Raw genomic sequence first — 23,965 nt, forward strand, 5'->3', positions numbered from 1 at the left:
AGCGTTATAAAGAATACTTAAGCGATACTATAAAATTTCTACCGGCACCGGCAATACCAGACGAATACGGTCTATACCGTTGGTCTGTTATATTTTCTAAAGAAACTATACTTTGCAAATGGTCTGTGATTTGGTACTGTGTTCTTAAGTTAAGTGTATACCAAGAAGGTGAATACGGATTACCATTTTCATCTTTGGCATATAGAAAATCGTTACTTCGCTGTGATAATGCCAGATCTTCAAAATCAAACTGTCCATTATAAATTGCAAATGCATCTATGGTTAATTTTGGAGAAGAAAAAGTAACTCGCGTATTTCCGAATTGCGGTGAAACATGTCTTGTTGGGTCGGTAATACCATTTTCCAGTTCTTCTTCTCCACCTACAAAAGTATATTGAGAAGCTAATTTTAAGTATTTGGTAAATTGATAGGTCAAACCGGCTTCAAAACCATAAATTCTGGCTTTGGCTGCATTTTGAATAGCTTGTACATCACTTGGTTCTCCGCCAAACTCAATTTGTGTCTCTCCATTTAGATCAAAATCCCTTCGTACAAGCGCATTGTCTAAATACGTATAATATGTTGCTAAATCGACAGAGAAATTCTTACCCAGCGTAGCTGTTAGCCCCAATTCTCCATTATAGGCGTATTCGGGTTTGAGATAGGGATTGGGTACCACTACCGACCCTGGCTCTGAATCAAAAATTTTACCGACATCATCAATATTAGGAGCTCTAAATGCTGTAGAAAAGTTCAATTTCCATTGTAATTTATCATTAGGTAACCAACTAAAGCCTGCGGTACCTGTTAATGCATCTGTATCTATATTAGCTTCGTTAAAAGGGAAGTCAAAAAATTCGTTATCAAATTCTGAATACAATATAATTCTATTGTACCGAAGCCCTCCTTGAAATTTCAATTGTTCACTGATCGAATTTTTTACGCTTGCATAGGCTGCAATAGATTGCCAGGTAGATCCATCTGGATATCTTGACGGAGCTTTGCTTACCTCATTGGTTTCGATATTACGCTCAGATCCATTTGAAAAAACATTATTTAATACATATTCTAAACCATAATAAACCGAAGTTTTCTTCGAGTATTCTTTTTCAAAATCCACATTGAAAGAATAGACATCAACCTGCTCTTGAGTTCTTGATAGTGTCGTACTCCCAAAGTCTCTATTATTTCGACTTTCTTCAAAAAACTGGTAAGCTGCTGTAACCTTTACTTTATCGTAAAGTGTACTTCTGGATTTATGAAACATATGAAAATTTCCCATCCCCCAGCGTTGCGGACCATAAAACCACGCTGCTGATTGAAGATCTCCGTCTGTTCTTCTGATTAAACGATCGTATCGCGGATAATCTGAAGTTTCAGAATACATAAGACCTACGCTAAAATCCCATTTTTCATTTGGCGTATAATGTGCTTTTTGTAGAAGATTGATTTGATCATAACCGGTAAAAACCTGTGTTTGCGGATCAGCATTTTGCACCACGATATCTTCGCCACCTTCACGCACCACATATTCGGTTCGCAAATAATCGTCTGGACCGTGACTTCCCATTTTCAAATCGTCAAAATTGGTATAACTCACACTTGTTAAGAATGCCCACTTTTCTAAGCCTATATTAAAATCGAAATGTCCCGTCATTTCATTACTTGCACTGGCATACCGCGTTAGAATAGTACCGCTAATGTGATTCTCATCTCGTATAGCAAACTTTGGCTGCGCTGTATAAAAATTCATGACTCCTCCGATGGCATCGCTGCCGTAAACTACAGAGCCCGGTCCTAATATTACCTCGGTTCTAGCTACGGTAAAAGGATCTATGGATATTACATTTTGTACATTTCCTCCTCTAAAAATTGCAGTATTCATTCGTACACCATCGACTGTTATCAATAATCTATTGGTCGAAAACCCCCGTATTATAGGGCTACCTCCTCCTAATTGGCTTTTCTGAATAAATACCTGACCACTACTCTGTAATAAATCTGCCGATGTTTGCGGCGTAGCCAGTGAAATATCTTCAGCCGATATACTTACTATTTTTTGCGGAATCTCTTTTTTGTTCTGTTCCCATTTTGAAACCGAGATCACAACTTCAGAAAGTTGATTTTGATCTTCTTTAAGATGCACAATGGCTCCCGATTTGATTAGCGCCGATTTTACTATGGATACGGGTACATGAAGTGTATGTGTAAAAAATAATTTTTCGTTATTCGAAAATTCGCTTATATCGGCTTTTCCATCAAAATTGGTAACAGCTCTTTTAGACTTGGTCTTATTTTCTATTACCACATCGGGGATCGGGACATTCGAGTCTTTTTCGACCACGGTAACCACCTGTTGCGCATTTGCCAGAGGAATTAAAAGAATAGTAAATAAAACTGAAGCTAATAAACGCATGTTCTTACTTAAAAATTTCACTGAGTACAGAAAGTGACTTCGGCTTTTTAAAACCGTGCAAATGTAGTTCAAAATAAACTAATAGCATAGATAGAAGTTCACTTCGTGTACTCTTAGACAATCCAATAGTCATACTTGCCTCAAATGTTGTGCCTAAAAATTCTTTTAATTTTGAAACCGCCAATCCGCTTTGACAATACAAATTAGTTTCAGAAGGTTGAAAGACCCCTTCTTGCAAATTAAAATACGCATACTCCATAGTAGAAGTATCTGGAAAAAAACCTAAATACTGCGTTAATTTGATAAGAAAAGTGATATGAAAATTAGCAATACCATCATTAGAATCTAACCATAATATTGCCGTTTCAAGATAGTTGAACAATTCGGTGTTTTCTTCTTCCTCCTGTATTGCGTTTTTAAGAATATCAGCTATAAAAAAGACCAAAGAACTTTTGATTAAATTCGTATGCAGGGTTTTATAATGTGTACCAACCTTGACTTCTTTTATGCGTTCTAAAGTTCCTTTATTTTTATGGAAGGCCTCAATTTCCAAAAGCATAAGCGGTTGAAAAAAAGAAGAACGTATTTTTCCTTTTTTCGATTTTAAAACGCCACGCTGTAAATAAGACCGTAATCCACTGGTTTTGGTAAAAAGTGTAATGATAAGATCTGCTTCACCGTATCGCAAAGAGTGAACCACTATAGCTTTTGTAGTTACATTCATATATGAAAGATAGATATAGCCGAATCCATAGTATTCATTAGCAACTTTTGAGAACTGAGTTATTCATATCAAAAGCAAGTGTACAATACTGATTGTTATTAAATGTGAATGTATCGATTACAGTCCAACCTAACTTTTGAGTATGCGCTTTTTCTGAAACTGTATTTATTTTATTAATGAAGGTGATACTGATGGGATAGTGCTTTTGAAACACTACTCTCATAGTTTCAAAAATCGAAGGTAACAGCCCCTTACCTCTATAGTCGCTATCAATACAAACCGGCCCGTATTGAAAACTATTTTCGGTAGTTATATTTTTTCCCATAAACCTAAGGTGAGGAAAACAAGAAATCATGTGATTAAAGATCTCCCACTGGTTAAAATACTGCCAGCTCCCTGCAAAAGTATAAGCTACGATATTTTGATCATGTTGGGCTACAAAAAGTCCGTTTTGCTCGATGATATCTTCAATTTGATTTTTTGTAAAAGGCGTGGTTACAAAACCGCGTTGTCGTTCTGCGGTGGTAAGGTTAGCATACAAGTTTTTTTCCTGCAGTTGTAGTACACCTTGTATATCTGATTTATTTCCAATTCGTGTATTGATCATTATTTTTGTTGAGGAGGATACTTAACCAAAGCCTTTTCTATTACTTTCTGAAAAAACATTCTTCTTTTTTCGGGAGTAGCATTGGGATAAAACCGTTTTCTGGTAATGGCTTGCCAAACTAATGCATCATTTTTTACATCGACAAAGTCAAGAGTAAGTTCTAAGTAGGTTAGCGGCCCACCAATAGGAATATTGCCTCCAACTCCTACATTAATACCACCGCCGCCACCGCCACCCAGACCTACGCCCAAGTTATTGTTTGAAGCTTGTTTGCTGAAAACGGTTTCAAAATTGAGAAAAATATCAGGAATATCAGACCTGGTGAACCCTTTAGAGTTCATTGCAGCTTCTGTTACCGATATCAATCGTTTTTGGTCGATATCACTAAGCCCCGAATTCATATCAGGGAAGAAAGCATAGGTTTTATATTTAGAAAAATCTTGTTGTTCGTCATAATCATATACAACATTTGTTGTACCACAAGAGCATACTAGTATGACTGCTAATACTAAAATAAGTTGCTTCATAGCTATAATGTATTCTATTTTCAAAATTAAACTCGATTTGCTCGTGAACAAATTGTATAAATAAGGTTTAAAATCACCAATACTTATTATATTGATGTAGCACGATTTTACACTCGAGATAGTTTAGTATAAAAATAAGGAAGAAAACAGAACTATCGTACTTATACCACTTCCACTTTAAAATTACCCTTTTCCATTTATACTTCAAAATTAAAAGCAACCGTAGCTACGTCTATGATTGAGTTTTCTTTTTTATCTGAACAAAAAATGACTGCTTTTTATATGAGCAATTTTAAAGTAAAACTGGTATTACGTAATCAAAAAACCATTTGAACATATAGTTCAAATGGTTTTTGTACCCAAATGTCATAGCTATTTTAAACCACGCCCTGCGCTAGCATAGCATCTGCTACTTTTACAAAACCGGCAATATTTGCTCCTTTTACATAATCGATATAACCATCATCTTCTGTACCGTATTCTACACATTTTTCATGAATATCATTCATGATTTGTTGTAATTTTTCATCGACTTCTTTTCGTGTCCATTTAAAACGTAACGAATTTTGGGTCATCTCTAAACCAGATGTTGCTACTCCCCCGGCGTTCGAGGCTTTTCCGGGAGCAAAGAATACTTTTGCTTTGTGAAAAGCCAAAACAGCTTCAGAAGTACAAGGCATGTTTGCGCCTTCACTTATACACACGCATCCATTATCGATTAATGTTTTGGCATCATCACCGTCCAACTCATTTTGTGTAGCGCAAGGCAGCGCAATGTCGCATTTTTCGGCCCATGGTGTCTTACCTTCGTGATATTTTGCAGAAGAAAATTTGTCGAGATATTCTTTAATTCTACCTCTTTTCTCATTTTTCAACTCCATTACAAATTCCAACTTTTCCTGATCAATTCCGTCTTTGTCATAAATATATCCAGATGAGTCTGAAAGTGTCACGACTTTTGCTCCTAGTTGAATTGCTTTTTCGGCTGCGAATTGAGCCACGTTACCCGAACCAGAAATCACCACTGTTTTTCCATCAAAAGAATCATTTTTGGTCTTTAACATATTTTCAGCAAAATAAACCGTACCATATCCTGTGGCTTCCGGGCGAATCTCTGATCCTCCCCAGCTTAACCCCTTACCGGTTAACACACCGGTAAATTCGTTCCGTAGTTTACGGTATTTACCAAATAAAAACCCTATTTCTCTTGCACCTACACCTATATCCCCTGCCGGAACATCGGTATTAGGTCCAATATGTCTAAACAATTCGGCCATAAAGCTATGGCAAAATCGCATAATTTCATCATCTGATTTTCCTTTAGGATCAAAGTCAGAACCTCCTTTACCTCCACCCATAGGAAGTGTTGTTAAACTATTTTTGAATACTTGCTCAAAGGCCAAAAATTTGAGAATACTAAGATTGACCGAAGGATGAAAACGCAACCCTCCTTTGTAGGGACCAATAGCCGAGTTCATTTGTATACGGTATCCCCTGTTTACATGAATTTCTCCATCGTCATCAACCCAGGGTACACGAAACATGATCGCCCTTTCTGGCTCTACCATACGAAGTAAGATGTTCTTACCGTTATAAATTTTGTGTTTGGCGATGTACGGTATCACAGTTTCGGCTACCTCTTGTACCGCCTGTAAGAATTCGGGCTCGTGCGTATTACGAGCTCTTACTTCTTCCATAAATGCATCAATCTTTGCTTGCATATGTTAAAAAGATTATAGATTCTTATGTATTAACTTAAAATTTGATTCAAAGATATGCTATTCCCAAAAAATTAAGTCTATTTTTTTGAATTTAATAATAGATTAACCTATGGCTTGTTCTAGATCTGCAATAAGATCATCGACATCTTCTATCCCTACACTTAATCGTATTAGCGCATCTACCACACCTGTCTTTTCGCGTTCTTCTTTGGGAATAGAAGCATGTGTCATGCTAGCGGGGTGCCCTGCTAGGCTTTCTACCCCTCCTAAGGACTCTGCCAGTGTAAATATTTTAAGGTTTTCAACGATTTTGATGGCCTTTTCATAATTACTTCCCTTAGTAATAAAAGAAATCATCCCTCCAAAACCATTCATTTGATCTTTGGCGATATTGTGGTTAGGGTGATCTTCAAAACCTGGCCAGTATACTTTTTCAATTTTAGGATGTTGTTTTAGGTATTTGGCGATAGCTTCACCATTTTCACAATGACGTTGCATACGAATATGCAGGGTTTTGATTCCGCGTAATGCTAAAAAACTATCTTGTGGACCACATACTGCGCCACTTGCATTTTGTATAAAATATAATTGTTCGGCAATTTTTTCATCTTTTATGACTAAAGCGCCCATAACCAAGTCGCTATGTCCACCAATATATTTGGTAGCACTGTGCATAACTATATCTGCTCCCAAATCCAATGGTCTTTGCAAGTAGGGAGTAGCAAATGTATTGTCTACTGCAAGTAGCAGTTGATGTTTTTGAGCTATTCTGGCCATCGCTTTAATATCGATAATATTCATCATTGGGTTTGTAGGTGTTTCTACCCAAATCAATTTTGTGTTCTTGTTTATATAGCTCGCCACCTTGTCTTCATTTTCCATACCAATGAAATGAAACGTAATACCAAAACCTTCAAAAATTTTGGTGAACAATCGATATGTACCCCCGTATAAATCATTGGTAGAAATTACCTCGTCTCCAGGTTTTAATAATTTTATGACTGCGTCGATAGCAGCAAGACCAGATGCAAAAGCCAATCCGTAATTTCCATTTTCGATACTGGCAAGCGAATTTTCTAGTGCTTTTCTGGTGGGATTATGTGTTCTACTGTATTCAAATCCTTTATGACCACCAGGGGTGGTTTGGGCATAGGTAGAGGTTTGATAAATCGGAGGCATTACTGCACCATAAGCAGGATCATGTTCTTGGCCACCGTGAATTGTTTTTGTATTGAATTTCATTTAAATATTACTTTTTGAAAAGAAAAAAATATCTTGCTTTTTTATGTTGAAAAACTGAACAAATGTATGATTTAATTCGTTCTATTCATATTCCAATGCATATCTTTAGTAGATGATATACACAAAAACTAACGTAGATTTTATCTCTTTTTTTTATGTTGCAATACTACTCACCTTTTATGGGTGTAGTAGTGAAGAACCCTTTGCTTTTGAAACACAAAACTTTGAGGCCAATACTATACTAGATTGTGAATTTGAAACTTGTGCTACATTTAGGATTAATTTGCTTACAATTCATAATGAAAGACCTGTATGTAAAAAAATTAATACGGAAATTGAAAAAGTTGCGTGTACCATCTTAAATGTAGGTGAGAATAGTTCAAAAGATACTTTGGAGGCGGCAATTCTTGAATTTAACAACTTATACAGAGATAACAAAGCGACATTTCCTGATGAAACACCTTCTTACGAAGCAAGTATACATGCCGAGCTTGGGTTTCAATGTAAGGATATCGTCTCGATAGTTGTGGATTCATATATTTTTACTGGTGGCGCCCATGGTTATGGCAGTATGACATTTTTGAATATAGAAACTAAAACCGGTAATCGAATATCAAATCATGACTTATTTAAAAACTATACAGACTTTGAGACTTATGCAGAAAAGGTTTTTAGGTCTACATTCAATATCCTGGAAATTGAATCTATTAATAGTACTGGTTTCTTTTTTGAGAATAACACCTTCAGGCTACCAGAAAATATCGGTTGTACTAATACACATGTTATTCTATACTATAATCCTTATGAAATTAGTTCTTATGCTGACGGACCTATCGAAATAAAAATCAAAAAAGAAGATGTAGCGTCTTATTTTGCTTATAATATATTATGAATTTGATTTTTTGTTTTAACAAATATAATCAAGGATCAGCATTAAATTCGGGTTTATGCTGTTTAATCCATTTTTTTGCTTCAGCAGTATACCAGAATTTAGAAAAATTATCGGCTTCAACAATCCGTTTGAAATGATAAAAAGCTTTCTCTTTATTACCCTTTCTATTGTGATAAATTCCCATATAAACGTTGACGTATGGGTTTTCAGGATCTTCTTCGAGTAGTTTTGTGCTTATAGTCTCAATTTTTTTGTCAAACTGATTAAATTCTTCCAATTCTTTATAAAAAGTAACATCCTTTAAAAAGGTAAGCGTATGCAATAAGTTCAAATCTGCGTATGCTAGGTAGTCTGGAAACTCAAAAAATACTTTAGTAAGAAGTTTTTCGCTTGTTTTTATATGTTGTATATCAAAACGAGCCATAAAAGAGGATGCCAGAGCTTGAGCCAAAAGTTTTTTTCGATACAACTCAGGATTAGAGACCCTATTACTGTCTTGTAAAGATGCTTCGTTCTCAAAAAGTATCATCTCCTTTTCTGAATAGATATAATTTTTTAAAAAGCTCAATGCAAATAGTGACGACAGTACATCTCCATAAATCAACCTGGCCGGATCACTTATCAAATTGTTATTTGCCAATATAGTAAGTGTTAACTTTTTCGAAGGAATTTTAAGTAATAAGCTCGAATAACAATCATACTGTCCATATCCCCATATCAAATCTTCACCTTGAAATTTTTGGTTAAAAATTCCATAGCTATAGGGTAGACGCTGATCTAGCCCAGAAAACATAACTTTTTTAGATTTTTCAGAAATAAGAGTGTTATTATCCAGCGCTTTATTAAATATATGTAAATCGTTTATATTAGAAACAATTCCTGCTGAAGCTGAAAAGCCATAGTCAATATTTCCAAGGCTGATACTGTCTTCAAGAAGATATGGCGTTGCAATACGTAAATCATTTTGAGTAACTTGTGAAGCATTTTTTAATAAATATGTATTTTTTAATCCTAAAGGGTCAAAAATTACCTCATTCATGTATTCATCAAAAGGTTTTTTTGAAGCTTCGCTAATTACTCTGGTTAAAGCCCCAAATCGATAACTGTAATAAAAGTTCTTGCCTATTTCGCCTTGAGAGGTATGCGACAATATATGTTTTATAAGAATTGAATCGTTAAGTGCTACATCAGGCATATACTTTTTTACCGGATCATCCAAGGATAGCTTCTCTTCTTCCATCAATTTCATCAGCAAAACACTTGAAAAAATTTTGGTTAGCGAAGCCACAGGAAATAATACAGTTGAATCTAATTTAGTTTTCGATTCTAAATCAGAATAGCCCAGATACTTTTGATAAACAATTTTTTCATCCTTTTGGATTGAGACAGCCAAACCCGGAACTTGAAAGTAGTCTTTTAACTCTTTGAGATCCTTTGTGAATTTATCTGCAACGTCAATTTTCACCTCTTTTTCTTTGCTACAAGCAAAAATCAATAAAGTGAACACCAATCTAAATACAGTTTTCATACGTTTAAATCTTTTTAATTTTTTGAAAACTAATTAATTAAAAAATTAAGAACGTATATAACCGCTACGCTCTCACATTAAAAATTTAATTAATGTTCGTTTCAAAAAAGTAGCTTTATAGTTTACAATGCCTTCTTCAAGGCTAATACATATCCAAAGTGAATCCCTTCGTGATAATTATTAAAATTTATAGCATCGTCGAGTGATTTTAATACGTAACCTGTGCTTGTAGGATACTCTTTAAAATTTTTAAAAATTCTAGCTTCCCAATCTTTTTCTGTTTGATCTAATGTTGAAAACAGTAACGCTTTTATAATCGCTACTTGCTCTTGAGAGACAAAACCCTCTGCCCTTGTTCCTTTTCTAAAGCTATTTACCATTTCATCATCAATCATCATAGGTAAACCACTCAATTGATAAACTAATAGTTGTTGTGTGACTACTACATGAGCAATATTCCAGATGATATTGTTCTTAAAACCTTCAGGAACTTTATTTAATTGCGCTATCGAATGATTATCTAAGATTTTTTGCATCAAACGACGATTGGTTCGGGTAATTTCTAATGGCTGTAGCATAATATTCCTAATTTTAAGCCAAAAATATGAGTTTTACTATTGAAATGAAGTTCTTTTATGCGAATTTTGATACGTAAACTTTTTAATTATAAATTCTAAAAAGCGAATTTCTCTGTCATTTCGAGGGTAGTCGAGAAAAATAAATCTTTTGAGCTACTACACTTCGGTTCTGTTCATGTGAGCTGTATACATACATTTTAGTTTTTTAGACACTAAAAATTTTCAATGAAAAAAATATATCACCTTTCTACCTGTGATACTTGTAAACGCATCTTGAATGAGTTAAACCCTTCTTCAACATTCGTTTTACAAGACATTAAAACCGAAGAGATTACAAAGGAGCAACTTGAAGAAATGCATCGCTTAGCAGGAAGTTATGAAGCTTTATTTAGCAAACGAGCAAGATTGTATAAAGAGCGTGGCTTAAAAAATCAAAATTTATCTGAAGAGGATTACAAAAATTTGATTCTTGAGCACTATACGTTTTTAAAAAGACCTGTCATTATGATCAACGATCAAGTTTTTATCGGGAATAGCAAAAAAGTCGTTGAAGCAGCAAAATCTGCACTATAGTCTATGGGTAAAAGAACCCTTGCACTCATAGCCGCGAGCTTTGTAGCTATTTTCTATGGCGCTAATTATACCATCGCAAAAGATGTGATGCCGCACTATGTGCAACCTTTCGGATTTATAGTGCTACGAGTCGCCGGTGCATTTGTATTATTTTGGGGGATTAGTTTCTTTGGCCCTAAAGAACGTATAGAGCGCAAAGATTTGGCTCAGATCGCTTTGGCTTCCTTATTCGGTGTTGGTATCAATATGTTAGCCTTTTTTGAGGGGTTGTATCTTACTACACCTATTAATGCTTCGGTTCTAATGGTTACTACACCGATCATTGTACTATTATTAGCTGTGCTATTTCTTAATGAAAAAGTGAGAGCTTTAAAAATTATCGGTGTATTAACGGGATTATTGGGAACATTGTTAATGATCCTCTATGGAACAGGAAATTCAGCTTCAGCTTCAAATCCTGTGTTAGGCAACTTTTTAATTTTTGTAAATGCCTCTTCATACGCGTGCTACCTTATTGTGGTAAAAAAAATAACGCAAAAATATCATCCATTCACATTTATTAAATGGATGTATGGTTTTGGATTTTTAATTGTACTTCCTTTTGGTTTTTCTCAATTATTAGAAATCCAACCCGATCTAATTCCTGTAAAAGGCTATTTGAAAATTGGATATGTTATTGTTTTTGCCACTTTTGGAACCTATATCCTTAATATTTTTGCCATTAGAGAACTCAAACCAACAACCGTTGCTGTTTTTATTTATTTACAGCCTATGTTGGCTTCAATATTTGCAATTGCGCTAGGAAAAGATACCTTAGATAGTATAAAAATAATAGCTACGCTATTTATTTTTGTCGGAGTATATTTAGTCACTAAAAAACCAAAACAGTTACGTTAAATCTACAGGTTTTTTGCTAAATCTGCGCGTATCTTCTTTGGTCAGTATTTTAAAATCTTTGGGGCGTTCTATTTTATCCAAAATTTCTCGCATCTCCTGGGGTAAAGGAATGAGCTTTCTAGTACCTAGATCAAGCCAAGCACCCATCATTTCGCATTGTGCAAAATTTCTACCCTTATGATCATAAAAATAATGCCTGAATTCATAAAACATCCCATCTTCACTTAATCCAGAAATTTCTAAAGAAACTTGTACCGGTCGGCCGTAAAAAACTTCTTTGAAATAATAAATATGCTCATAAAATACAACAGGGCCAATATTAAAAGTTCCCAACAGTCGTTGATCAAATCCATTTTCAGATAAAAATGACATGCGCGTATGTGCCGCAAATTCTATATAGGATTTATTTGCCAAATGACGATTGGCATCTATATCGTTCCACCGAACTTCAAAATCCTTGATGTACATAAGCTCCTGTTTTAGTCATGCAAAATTACGAAAGATTTTAGTATGCAAGCATAATAAAAATACATCTCTGTTTCTTAAGGTATTCCTAATTAACTTTAATGTAACACCAACATTCTTGCAATCAAATAATTAAGCCAGTATCTTAAAAGAAAAATTTACACAATGAGTTTAGAAAAGTATTACACATTAGGAAAGACAGGATTAAGAGTAAGTAGATTAGCACTAGGAACCATGACATTTGGCGAGGATTGGGGCTGGGGTAGCGAGAAAAAAGCGGCCAAAGAGATTTTTGATCGCTATGTAGACGAAGGAGGTAATTTTATTGATACCGCAGATTTATATACCAACGGCAACAGTGAAGAAATGGTAGGAGAATTTGTAAGTGATCGCAATCTTCGTGAAAAAGTAGTAATTGCTACAAAATTTAGCTACAATAATGATCCGGGAAACCCTAATGCAGGAGGAAATAGCCGAAAACATATCACGCATGCCGTAGAAAATTCTTTAAAGCGATTAGGTACAGATTATATCGACTTATATTTTTTACATACCTGGGACATGCTTACCAAACCCGAAGAAGTAATGCGTACACTCGATGATCTGGTAAAACAAGGTAAAATACTACATGTCGGCCTGAGCGATATCCCGGCATGGTATGTAAGTAGAGCGCAGACTTTGGCAGAGTTTAGGGGGTATGAACCGGTGTCGACAATGCAACTGGAATACTCTTTGGTAGAGCGAAATATTGAAAAAGAATTTATCCCTCTAGGTCAAGAAATGGGTATTGGTACTATGGTATGGAGTCCTTTGGCAAGTGGTTTATTATCAGGTAAATACAAGCCTTCTGAAGGTGGAATTGACGGAGAAGGAAGACTAAAAACCATGGAAGGTAGTAACAATAAGGCCTTTGACAAAAATACAGAAAGAAACTGGAATATTGTAGCCACTCTAGAAGAGGTTGCCAAAGAAATAGACCAGCCTATGGCCAGTGTTGCTTTAAATTGGGTAGCTAATCGACCCGGAATTTCAAGTGTTATTATTGGTGCCACCAAAATGCATCAATTAGAAGAAAACCTAAAGGCACTGGATTTTGATATCCCACACGATTTAAAACAAAAACTAAAAGAGGCCAGCGATCCCACTACCGAGTTTCCGTATTCCTTTTTTGAACCAGAAATGCAAGCTATGCTTACTGGTGGTGCCAAAGTTGGCCATAAACCACAAAGCTATTGGAGCGAAGTAAGCATTGAAGCAAAGCCTGCCGGTATTTAAAATAGATGAACGAAATCAAAAATATACCATTCTTTATTGTTTTGGCAAAGGTTCAGTAATGATATAACGGCTCTAAGTAGCATTAATGTTCTAAAAGATAGTTGGTGGTGTCGTTACTTTTTTAACGAGTGAAGATGTAAGGCAGATCAATGGTCAAGGTATAGAAGTACCAGATGGTACATTTTTATAAAAAGTGACTCTAGATATTTAGACCCTCAAGGTTTTGAAAACCTTGAGGGTCTTCTTATTTTAGAACAAAATTTACATATGTATATTAAACGAAACATAGGATGGGGTCTTATTCTAAGGTATGGCTGGAAATATCTTATTTTTTTCTCCCTGTATGCTTTAACAATTTTTCTGGTATATCATTTTTTGGATTGGAAATTTATTGATATTCCTTTTCAACCCTTAACCGTAATTGGTATAGCAGTGGCTTTTTATATCGGTTTTAAAAACAGTCAGAGTTATGATCGTTTTTGGGAAGCACGAAAAATATGGGGTGGTATTGTAAACTACTCTAGAACTTGGGCTAATCAAGTACTATGTCTGGTAAAAGATGACCATGCTACAAAAACTATACTTATACATCGCCATATCGCTTGGCTTAACGCACTTAGAATTCAATTGCGGCAACCTACTTCTTTCTCAATTAAAGAAAGTGCTTCAGTAGAAAAACTTTTTACAAAACACGGAGAAAATAATCCAGCTTGCGATGCTACCAAAGAATTTATAGCTAAAGAAGAGTACCTTGATTTGCAAAATCGAAAAAATCCTGCCACGCACTTAGTAAAAAATCAAGGACTCCACCTTCAAAAGCTATGTGATTTAAAAAAAATTACAGAATTTGATAAGGTACTTTTTCATGCTACCTTAGAAGAATTCTATAATTTGCAAGGAAAATGTGAGCGTATAAAAAATACGCCTTTCCCTAGACAATATGCATATTTTAGCACTGTTTTCACCTGGATCTTTATGTTACTATTACCCCTGGGGTTGCTTAATATTTTTGAAAATGAACTTCATAAAATAGCCGATGAATTACATCCCTGGTTTATCTTTTTGATGGTGCCGCTCTCTGTTTTGTTGGGTTGGATATTTTATACTATGGAGAAAATCGGAAGCAATAGTGAAGATCCTTTTGAAGGTCGTGTAAATGATGTGCCCATGACCGCACTCTGTAGAACTATAGAAATAGATCTACGCGATATGTTAGATGAGCATGAGCTACCAGTAAAAATAAAACCTAAAGATAATATATTGTATTAATGCCAATACTCCCATCATTATATACTCCTATAGCTGTTTTTAAGAATAGTCACTTTTCAACAATTTACCCAAACTTATTTAGAAAAATAAACGATGTGCACCAACATCGGGAACGTTTGGAGTTAGATGATGGTGATTTTATCGATTTAGATTGGAGTTACGCAAAAGAAACCACTCAAAAAGTAGCCATAATCATCCATGGGCTAGAAGGAAATGCGCAACGCCCATATATGCAAGGTCTTGCAAGACATCTTAATAAACATCATTGGGATACGGTATGTGTTAACCTTCGAAATTGCAGTGGAACGGTAAATAGACTTTACCAATCTTATAATGCCGGAGCAAGTGATGATATAGCGCTTATAGTCCAACATGTACTCTCGAAGGATGTATATACTTATGTATCATTATGCGGATTTAGCTTGGGTGGTAATATTATTCTCAAATATTTAGGTGAAGGTCAAAATATCCCCATTCACGTCAAATCTGCCGTTGTAATTTCGGTACCCTGTGATCTATATAATTCATTATTAGAAATAAACAAACCCAAAAATTATATCTATCAGCAACGATTTTTGCGAAATTTGAAAGCTAAATTATATGATCGTCAAAAGGCATTTCCTGATCGTCTCACTGCATCAGAAGTAAAGGCTTGTTCTTCACTAATAGATATTGATAATGTATATACCAGTATTGCTCATGGCTACAAAAATGCAATAACATACTACACCCAATGTAGTAGCAAGCAATTCTTAAAAAATATTAAGATTCCGACCCTAATCCTTAATGCAAAAAATGATACCTTTTTAGGAGAGGAATGCTATCCAATCGAAGAAGCCAAAGCAAATTCAAATGTGTTTTTAGAAATTCCAGAATATGGTGGTCATGTTGGATTTTATCAAAGAGGACAAACATACTATCATGAGGCTCGTGTACTCGAATTTTTTGAAAAAATAAGTGAAAACAAATAAAAAGAAGGGGTTTTCCTACTTAGTTTTTAGATTAATCGATTGTTAACACTATGTTAAGGTTGTATAAAGTTTATTTTCTCGCTTCATCGAAAATCTTTTTTTTATTACTAATAATTTAAGAGTTTTGAGTGTTTTCTTGAAATTTTTCAAAGGAAGTAAACAAACACTAACTTAAATTTAATGAATATGAAAAAAAGCTACAGAAATCTTATTCTGTCCTCGAGCTTGGCTCAAAACAAACGGAATCAGTTGGTCTTTTTTACGATGCTATGCTTATCCATTAGCGTTTTTGCACAAACTCCATCACAAAAAGCAAAAATAGCTCAGCAGAGTAACGTACAAAAACTCAATCAGCTACAAACTGATTTTTCTAAAAAAGCTACACTAGAAAAGAAAGCCGCTGTTAAAGCTGCCCAACTTAATGGATGGCAAGTAACAATGACTGCTCAAGATGGCAGTTTTTCCGAACTGCAAAAAGTAGACAATGGAGCTCCCATTTACTATACTACATACAATGTTGATGCAGCAAGATCAACACGAGCCAATCATTTAAATGCAGGCGGTTCTCTTGGTCTCAACTTAGATGGTCAAAATATGACAGCCTATGTTTGGGATGGAGGTCATGCTAGGGTTTCTCATCAAGAATATGATGGAGCTGGCGGTACTAATCGTGTTTCTGTAGAAGATGCCACTTCTGAAGGAGGTTTGGATCTCAATTTTCATGCGGCTCATGTTACAGGAACGATTGTAGCTTCGGGAGTACGGGCTAACGCAAAAGGTATGGCTTCGCAAGCAAAAGCAAAGGGATATAAATGGAATAATGACATTGCAGAGGCAACCACAGCTGCCGCAAATGGAATGCTATTATCCAATCATTCTTACGGTTTTAGAAGTGACCTGGTACCCGATCAGTATTTTGGTGCATATATCGATGAATCGAGAAGCTGGGATGAGGTAATGTTTAATGCACCCTTTTATCTCATGGTTGTTGCCGCCGGTAACGATGGTAATCAAAATAATTATAATGGAACTCCTCTAGACGGGGACTCATCATACGATAAGCTAACGGGGCATTCAACTTCAAAAAATAATTTGGTGGTAGCTAATGCACAAGATGCCAATGTAAGTGATGATGGTACTTTGGTAAGTGTGGCTATCAACAGTTCTAGTAGCGAGGGACCCACAGATGATTACAGAATTAAACCTGATATCACAGGTAATGGTACAGGCGTATATTCGACTTATGAAAGTAGTGATACGGCCTACGCCAGTATTACAGGTACTTCTATGGCCTCGCCCAACGTAACTGGATCTCTTTTACTATTGCAACAGCATTATGATAATCTAAACGGAAGTTTCATGAAAGCTGCAACCCTAAAAGGATTAGCACTGCATACTGCCGATGATGCTGGTCCCACAGGTCCCGATGCCGTATACGGTTGGGGTTTACTTAATGCTAAAGCTGCTGCCCAAGTAATTTCTGAGGTGAGTAGTGGCGATACCAAAGTTGAAGAACTATTGTTATCTAATGGTCAAACCTATAGTATTACTGTAGAGTCTGATGGTGTGCAACCTCTTATGGCGTCTATATCATGGACAGATAGACCGGGAACTGCTACTACAGCAACCAATTCTACTACAGCTGTCTTAATTAACGATCTGGATATACGAGTAGCTAAAGGTTCTACCACATTTAACCCTTATAAATTAACCAGTATTACCACAAATAGCACAGGTGATAATACCGTAGATCCCTATGAGAGAGTAGATGTAGCCAATGCTGCTGGCACCTACACTATTACCGTTACTCACAAAGGCAATTTAACCGGTGGCAGTCAAAATTTTTCTCTAATTGTAACCGGATTATCCGGAACTCCTGTGGTATGTAATGCTACTGTTCCCACCGGAGTGACTGCTGCAAATATTGGTTTTGACACGACAACAATAAATTGGACAGCGGTACCTGCGGCAACATACGATTTACGATATAGAGTTGCGGGAACTTCATCCTGGATCAATGAATCTGATATCAACGGTGCTTTATTCAATCTAACAGGTCTGACAGAGTTGACATCTTATGAAGTACAAATAAGAAGTAAATGTGATGACGGAACCTCATCGGCCTACAGTAGCGTTGCTACCTTTAGCACAACAGAGTTCCGATTAGTGTATTGTGATTCGAACGGGCAAAGTACTGCAGATGAATATATAGGAAATGTTCAACTAGAAACAATTAATAATGCCTCTGGTGCAGGTTCTGGAGGGTATAGCGATTTTACTTCAATCACTACTACACTTGCAAAAGATAACGAATATACCATATTTGTTACACCCACCTGGACAGGTACTGCCTATAATGAAGGATATGGCGTTTGGATCGATTATAATCAAAATGGAGACTTTACAGATGCGGGTGAACAAGTTTGGTCACAGGCTCCCTCGCAAACCACACCGGCAACTGGAACATTTACCATTCCTGCCGGAGCATTAGAGGGAACTACAAGAATGCGTGTATCTATGAAATATAATGGAGTTCCGACTTCTTGTGAATCTTTTCAATATGGTGAAGTTGAAGACTATACCTTAGTGATTGGAGGAACAGCTCCTGATACACAGGCACCAACTGCACCAGCAGGATTGGCTGTTTCTAATGTTACTGAAAATACATTAACGCTAAACTGGACCGCTTCTACCGATAATGTTGGAGTGACTGGATATGAAGTATATCAAGGAAATACTGTTATCGAGACTGTAACCACTACCACAGCCAATATCACTGGTTTAACAGCAAATACCACATACCAGTTTAACGTAGTTGCTAAAGATGCTGCAGGCAACGAATCTGAAGCAAGTACTACTATAAACGTAACTACTGCCGGAGGTGGCGGCGGAACCGGATGTACTGCTGGTATTACGGCTTTCCCCTATAATGAAGGATTTGAAAATACACTTGGGGCTTGGACGCAGTCTACTACCGATGATATTAACTGGACAGTAGACACTGGTAGAACTCCGTCGAATGGAACCGGACCTTCTAGCGCTAATCAAGGTACCTATTATATTTATGTTGAAGCTTCTGGAACAGGAACCGGGTTCCCTGATAAGCAGGCGATTTTAACATCTCCATGTTTTGACTTATCTGGTCTTACTCAGGCTAATTTCACCTTTGACTATCACATGTATGGCGCTGCTGATATGGGAAGTATAGCTGTAGAAGCTAGTACAGATGAAGGTGTAACCTGGACTAGCATATGGAGCCAAACAGGAAACAAAGGAAACTCTTGGCAAAATGCTGATATCGATCTTGCTGCCTATATAGGTGGTGGTATACAACTACGATTTAACAGAATTACAGGGGCTACTTGGCAAGCCGATATAGCGATAGATAACGTAGCCTTACGTAACAATTCTGGTGGGGGATCTACAGATCAATGTTCAGGTGTTCCTGCATGGAGCAGTACGCAAAACTATCAAGCAGGAGATCGTGTTGTTTATCAAGGTACACTTTATGAAAGAACCGCTACCGGATGGACAAATTTAGGTCCATGCGATACGACCTCACTGTTTGCAGTAGCAAGTGATGCGGTCGGACCACCGATACTGGATTCAAAAATTAACATCTATCCTAACCCTACACAAGCAGATCTATTTATAACCATGCAAGATAACAAAGCGCATTCTTATATAATTTATAGTTTGCTTGGTCATGTAGTGGGTAAAGGAACCTTTACTGACAAAATTGAGACCAAAAACTTAGAAAATGGAATATATATGCTTACCATTGATGGAAGAGAAAATCATCGTTTCGTAAAGCAGTAACGTTCAAAAATAAACACGTTTTTACGACCCTCGAAACATCCGTTTCGGGGGTTTGTTTTTTTGTCACATTCATAAAATTATCCGAGTTTCAAAAAATGAAACTGAGATGATTTATTTTTGTCAATTAAACCCGGTTTCTATATTAGAAACGATATAAGAACATAAACAACGAACTACAATTATCGCACATGAAATTCAAAACCAAATTCCCTCTGTTTATTGTTGCTTTTATAATGTATACGTCATATTCTCAAAGTGATCTCTATATCTTTAAAGAAATACAAAAAGCATATCATGAAGAAACACGATCAAAAGATGGAATGCCTGGGGAAAAATATTGGCAAAATACAGTTGACTACAAAATAGATGTATCTGTTACTCCAGAAAAAAGATTGATTGATGGAAAGGAAACAGTAATTTATAAAAATAGCAGCCCAGACGAACTGTCACAAATAGTAATTAGACTCTATTATGATGTATTTAAGACAGGCAACCAAAGAGCACAAAAAGTCAATGAAAATGATATCGGTAAAGGCGTTGATATCAAAAAAATAATAGTGAATCAAACCCCTTTTAACATCTCAAATAGGGATCAAATACGAAGACGGGGTACTAATTTATATATAAAATTACCAACTCCATTGAAATCAGGAGAACAAGTTACACTGCAATTTGAATGGCAGCAAAAAGTTCCGCTTACATTGGAGCGCACCGGAGCGATAGATAGTACATCTTTTTTTGTTGGTTATTGGTATCCGCAGGTATCTGTTTATGATGATATTTTTGGGTGGGATGAAAGCAATTATACATTTCAAACAGAATTCTATAACAATTTGGCTAATTATGATGTAAATATTACAGCTCCAGATAATTTTATAGTATGGGCGACCGGAGAACTACAAAATAGTGATATCATATTTCCAGATCATGTTTATAAAAAATATGAAAAAGCCAAATTATCAGATACATTAGTTCATATTATCCAACCAGATGACTTAAAAAATCTAAAATTAAAAAGTAACCGATGGAATTTCAAAGCAAAAGAAGTAACAGATTTTGCCTTTGCCATGAGTGATCATTACCTCTGGGATGCCCTATCTCAAAAAGTTTCTGGCAAAAATGTAATGATTAGTACTGCATTTCCTGAACAAAAGGCCCAGGAATATACAGAGATTACGAAAGTTGTTCAGAAGGCTATGCATCATTTTTCGGCTTCCATTCCAGGAATTTCTTATCCTTACCCTAATTTTACGACATTCATAGGTCTTAAAAGAGGTGGCATGGAGTTCCCAATGATGGCTAATAATGCTGATAATAGTGCCGAGACAGCAATACATGAATTATTTCATACATATTTCCCTATGTATGTAAGAATAAATGAAAGTAAGTTTGCATGGATGGATGAAGGCTGGGCAGATTTTTTTACCACCTTATTAATGCATAAATACTTTAAAGACGAAACTAATAATTTATCTCTATATGCCAAACTTACATCTTGGGTCGATGGAAACATCGGGCGAATAGGTGATTTGCCTGCCATTACGCCCTCAAATTATCTGGAAAATAATTATGGCTATCATTCATATTCCCTTCCTTCATTAACATATGCCCTGCTATATCAATATTTAGGAGAAGAAAAATTTATTGAGTGTTTTAAAATTTATGTGCAACGTTGGGCAAAAAAATCTCCTACACCTTATGATTTTTTCTATACGTTTGAAGACATAAGTGGTAAAGATCTAAGTTGGCTTTGGAATTCATGGTATTTTAAAATGGGATATCCTGATCTGGCAATTAAATCATTTAAAAAAAATAGTCTGGAAATTGAACGATTAGGAGATCGGTTACTTCCTGTCAGTATTGCTGTCAAATATAAAGACAATCAAGAACCATTTCATACGGTTATCGATGCATCAGTATGGAAAGATAATAATCGACAATTTTCAATAAAAATTCCTTCTGCCAACAAGGTAAGTGCTATTGAAATAAATCCAGATTTTCCTGATTTTAATAGACTCAACAATTATTTCCCTAAACTTTCTGATCAGTATGATTATTCCACTCTAGATGAAGGTATATTAGGTCAATATTTAGAAGAGGAATATTCTAATGTGAAAATAATAGTATCAAAAGAAAATAATATTTTAAAACTGACTATCCCAGCTTCTGAATTTGAAACCTATCTTACACCTACGAATAAGAACAAATTTATATCCCTTGATAAAACGTTGACGGTAAAATTCACAAAACATGAAAATGAAGCAGAAAAAGTTGAACTGTATTTTATTATGTATGATTTTACTTTAACAGCCTTAAAAAAATAAATTAAGTGACTGATCCAATAGAAAAAATTTGAAACTAATAATTTAATATATTATGGAAATTAACCAATCTTAACACAACCTATTCTCATCTTTGCTATCTACTTTAAAAAGAAGATATCAAAATGAAGAATGTGATACTCGTATTATGTATAGCATTTACAATTTCAGGTTGCAATAGCGATGACGATACAAACACCAGTATCTGCGATCAACAAACCATTGTTAGCGCAGAGCAATACGAAAATGCTCCAAAAGATCAGCTTTTTATAAATAGCGTAGCTATTATTGGAGATTGTCTTTCAATTAACTTTAGTTCCAGCGGTTGTGATGGTAATAGTTGGGAGGTAAACCTTATTGATTCAGAAATTGTAGCTCTTTCGTTACCTCCGCAACGAAATCTTCGATTGTCCTTAAAAAACGATGAGGCCTGCGAGGCATTTATTACCAAAGAACGTACTTTTGATATTCGTAATTTAAGAGTTAGTGGCGACCAAGTTGTTTTAAGTGTCGATGATTTTGAGGATCTCATCCTTTATGAGTATTAAATCGTAACTCTTAAAGTGCATGTTACTTTTTTTCAAGAGTAAACTATCTCGGGGCAAGCACACGAGGCATTCGTTGTAAACAATTTTTCGATTTCGAGGCAAGCCTCGGGGTATGATACCCTTTGGCGATGCCAATAAATTGATTGTCCGGTATTATACCTAAAATTTAACTAAGAAGTCATCCTGAATTCATTTCAGGATCTCATTATGTTTATTTTCAATAAATTTAGATGAGAAGCTGAAACAAGCCTTTGCTTAACTCGTTTCAGTATTCAGCTTGACGCAAACCGTTTCGGTTAAATTACGGATATTCATAAAAAATGACTTTAAAAGAGTAACTTTAGCTGAAAAACTTTTAAGACGAAATAAGCCATAACAATAAGGATGATACCCACCGAAATGATGATATGGCGATTCCATCTAACTACTAAAAAAGCAAAAAAATATAAACAGATGAAACTAAAATACATCTTCCTTCTCTTGGCTGTTATTGGCGTTTGCTATACCTGGTATTTTAATATTCAGTTTTATTTAACTGCAGAAGATACATCGTTACTCAACTTTATTGCGCAAACCAAAACAACTTTTCCTGCACGATCCCTTAGTGCCGACCTTATGATAGTCGTCATCACATTTTTTGCTTGGTACATTCCGGAGGCTATTCAACTTAAAATAAAGCATTGGTGGGTCTTTATTCCCTTAACTTTCTTGGTGGCTATTGCCTTTGCATTTCCCTTGTTTTTATATGTGCGACAAATTAAATTAGATGCATTACAACTTCGTCAAAAGCCGTCTGCCTAACAAGATTATTTTATGATTAAGACGTTTCTATTAGGATTGTGTATCAGTGTTGTTTGGGGTTGTACTCAACAAGATACTGCAGATGTGGTCATAGCCACTGCCGCTAATACGCAATATACAGTTAAGGAGATTGCATCAGCTTTTACCAAGCAAACGGGTATCCATTGTACTATTGTTGTTAGTTCTTCGGGTAAATTAACTACGCAAATACAAGAAGGGGCTCCTTATGACGTTTTTATTTCGGCTGATACGCATTACCCTGCCGTACTTTATGATAAAAACTTAACTGTCGATTCACCCAAAATATACGGATATGGTACATTAGTACTTTGGTCTGCCACAGCCGATAAACCAATTCATTTTAAACGGCTAACAAGTGACACGATTAACCATATCGCCATTGCAAATCCCAAAATAGCTCCCTACGGAGATGCTGCAGTAAACGCTTTAAGAAAATCGGGAATATATTCTCAGGTGGTTAAGAAACTGGTTTATGGAGAAAGTATTGCACAAACCAATCAGTTTATCATTTCAGGAGCCGCTCAAATAGGCTTTACTGCCAAATCGGTAGTACTATCCCCCCAAATGCAGGATAAAGGGTACTGGATCGCCGTAGACAGCACGTTATACACACCTATCGCCCAGGCATCAGTACTGCTGAAAAAAGATAAGTTGAACAAAAATGCACTCGCTTTTTATTCGTTTTTATTCTCTACGACTTCCCAGAAAATTCTAGAAAATTATGGGTACCTTGCCTCTTCAGAAGAACTATGATTTAAAAATAATTCTTT

Annotated in this window: 20 protein-coding genes; 11 read left to right on the plus strand and 9 right to left on the minus strand. The window is 35.7% G+C overall.

Annotated features, from left to right (window positions below; all coding sequences use genetic code 11):
- Positions 1-4 precede the first annotated feature (4 nt).
- The 6 genes from J8281_RS18085 to J8281_RS18110 form a co-directional block, all read right to left on the minus strand.
- Complete coding sequence (locus tag J8281_RS18085) at positions 5-2,416, minus strand: TonB-dependent siderophore receptor (RefSeq protein ID WP_210199072.1); 2,412 nt, start codon at positions 2,414-2,416, stop codon at positions 5-7.
- A 4-nt stretch (positions 2,417-2,420) separates the two neighbouring features.
- Entirely contained in the window at positions 2,421-3,140 is a 720-nt protein-coding gene (recO, locus tag J8281_RS18090; RefSeq protein ID WP_210199073.1) for a DNA repair protein RecO, read from the minus strand.
- A 37-nt stretch (positions 3,141-3,177) separates the two neighbouring features.
- Positions 3,178-3,747, minus strand: coding sequence for a GNAT family acetyltransferase (locus J8281_RS18095; RefSeq protein ID WP_210199074.1), 570 nt, complete (start codon positions 3,745-3,747; stop codon positions 3,178-3,180).
- The gene (locus J8281_RS18100; RefSeq protein WP_210199075.1) at positions 3,747-4,274 is read right to left on the minus strand and encodes a DUF4136 domain-containing protein; all 528 of its coding nucleotides are present in this window, start codon (positions 4,272-4,274) and stop codon (positions 3,747-3,749) included. The genes J8281_RS18095 and J8281_RS18100 overlap by 1 nt, the downstream gene beginning before the upstream one ends.
- A 377-nt stretch (positions 4,275-4,651) precedes the next feature.
- The gene (gene gdhA, locus J8281_RS18105; protein ID WP_210199076.1) at positions 4,652-5,995 is read right to left on the minus strand and encodes an NADP-specific glutamate dehydrogenase; all 1,344 of its coding nucleotides are present in this window, start codon (positions 5,993-5,995) and stop codon (positions 4,652-4,654) included.
- A gap of 102 nt (positions 5,996-6,097) precedes the next feature.
- Positions 6,098-7,237, minus strand: a complete 1,140-nt coding sequence (locus tag J8281_RS18110; RefSeq protein WP_210199077.1) for a cystathionine gamma-synthase — start codon at positions 7,235-7,237, stop codon at positions 6,098-6,100.
- Positions 7,238-7,349: 112 nt separating this feature from the next.
- Here J8281_RS18110 and J8281_RS18115 point away from each other — a divergent pair, with 112 nt between their 5' ends.
- On the plus strand, positions 7,350-8,129 hold the full coding sequence (locus J8281_RS18115; protein WP_210199078.1) for a DUF3298 and DUF4163 domain-containing protein: 780 nt from the start codon (positions 7,350-7,352) through the stop codon (positions 8,127-8,129).
- A gap of 28 nt (positions 8,130-8,157) precedes the next feature.
- On the opposite strand, the gene J8281_RS18120 is transcribed toward J8281_RS18115, so the two are convergent.
- Together J8281_RS18120 and J8281_RS18125 are read right to left on the minus strand one after the other, a co-directional pair.
- Positions 8,158-9,657, minus strand: coding sequence for a serine hydrolase (locus J8281_RS18120; RefSeq protein ID WP_210199079.1), 1,500 nt, complete (start codon positions 9,655-9,657; stop codon positions 8,158-8,160).
- Between the two features lie 122 nt (positions 9,658-9,779).
- Positions 9,780-10,235: a DinB family protein gene (locus tag J8281_RS18125; RefSeq protein WP_210199080.1), complete on the minus strand. Its 456-nt coding sequence runs from the start codon at positions 10,233-10,235 to the stop codon at positions 9,780-9,782.
- A gap of 225 nt (positions 10,236-10,460) precedes the next feature.
- On the opposite strand from J8281_RS18125, the gene J8281_RS18130 reads away from it, so the two are divergent.
- Together J8281_RS18130 and J8281_RS18135 are read left to right on the plus strand one after the other, a co-directional pair.
- Positions 10,461-10,808 (plus strand): arsenate reductase family protein, encoded by a 348-nt coding sequence (locus tag J8281_RS18130; protein WP_210199081.1) that lies wholly within the window; start codon positions 10,461-10,463, stop codon positions 10,806-10,808.
- A 3-nt stretch (positions 10,809-10,811) separates the two neighbouring features.
- Entirely contained in the window at positions 10,812-11,705 is an 894-nt protein-coding gene (locus J8281_RS18135) for a DMT family transporter (RefSeq protein ID WP_210199082.1), read from the plus strand.
- Here J8281_RS18135 and J8281_RS18140 read toward each other — a convergent pair.
- A complete protein-coding gene (locus J8281_RS18140) occupies positions 11,697-12,173 on the minus strand; it encodes a thioesterase family protein (RefSeq protein ID WP_210199083.1) in 477 nt (158 codons plus the stop codon). The two genes, J8281_RS18135 and J8281_RS18140, sit on opposite strands and share 9 nt — an antisense overlap.
- 162 nt (positions 12,174-12,335) lie before the next feature.
- Here J8281_RS18140 and J8281_RS18145 point away from each other — a divergent pair, with 162 nt between their 5' ends.
- The 8 genes from J8281_RS18145 (at position 12,336) to modA (ending at position 23,948) form a co-directional block, all read left to right on the plus strand.
- Positions 12,336-13,445, plus strand: coding sequence for an aldo/keto reductase (locus J8281_RS18145; protein ID WP_210199084.1), 1,110 nt, complete (start codon positions 12,336-12,338; stop codon positions 13,443-13,445).
- 267 nt (positions 13,446-13,712) lie between these two features.
- Complete coding sequence (locus tag J8281_RS18150) at positions 13,713-14,714, plus strand: bestrophin family protein (protein WP_210199085.1); 1,002 nt, start codon at positions 13,713-13,715, stop codon at positions 14,712-14,714.
- The gene (locus J8281_RS18155) at positions 14,714-15,685 is read left to right on the plus strand and encodes a YheT family hydrolase (RefSeq protein ID WP_210199086.1); all 972 of its coding nucleotides are present in this window, start codon (positions 14,714-14,716) and stop codon (positions 15,683-15,685) included. Before J8281_RS18150 ends, J8281_RS18155 begins: the two co-directional genes overlap by 1 nt.
- Positions 15,686-15,871: 186 nt before the next feature.
- Positions 15,872-19,504, plus strand: coding sequence for a S8 family serine peptidase (locus J8281_RS18160; protein WP_210199087.1), 3,633 nt, complete (start codon positions 15,872-15,874; stop codon positions 19,502-19,504).
- Between the two features lie 188 nt (positions 19,505-19,692).
- Positions 19,693-21,828, plus strand: a complete 2,136-nt coding sequence (locus J8281_RS18165) for a M1 family metallopeptidase (RefSeq protein ID WP_210199088.1) — start codon at positions 19,693-19,695, stop codon at positions 21,826-21,828.
- A gap of 122 nt (positions 21,829-21,950) precedes the next feature.
- A complete protein-coding gene (locus tag J8281_RS18170) occupies positions 21,951-22,373 on the plus strand; it encodes a hypothetical protein (protein WP_210199089.1) in 423 nt (140 codons plus the stop codon).
- A 453-nt stretch (positions 22,374-22,826) separates the two neighbouring features.
- On the plus strand, positions 22,827-23,174 hold the full coding sequence (locus J8281_RS18175) for a DUF2834 domain-containing protein (protein ID WP_210199090.1): 348 nt from the start codon (positions 22,827-22,829) through the stop codon (positions 23,172-23,174).
- Between the two features lie 12 nt (positions 23,175-23,186).
- Positions 23,187-23,948: a molybdate ABC transporter substrate-binding protein gene (gene modA / locus J8281_RS18180; protein ID WP_210199091.1), complete on the plus strand. Its 762-nt coding sequence runs from the start codon at positions 23,187-23,189 to the stop codon at positions 23,946-23,948.
- The last annotated feature ends 17 nt before the right edge of the window (positions 23,949-23,965 follow it).

Source organism: Aquimarina sp. U1-2, from assembly GCF_017897595.1.
Classification (GTDB): Bacteria; Bacteroidota; Bacteroidia; order Flavobacteriales; family Flavobacteriaceae; genus Aquimarina.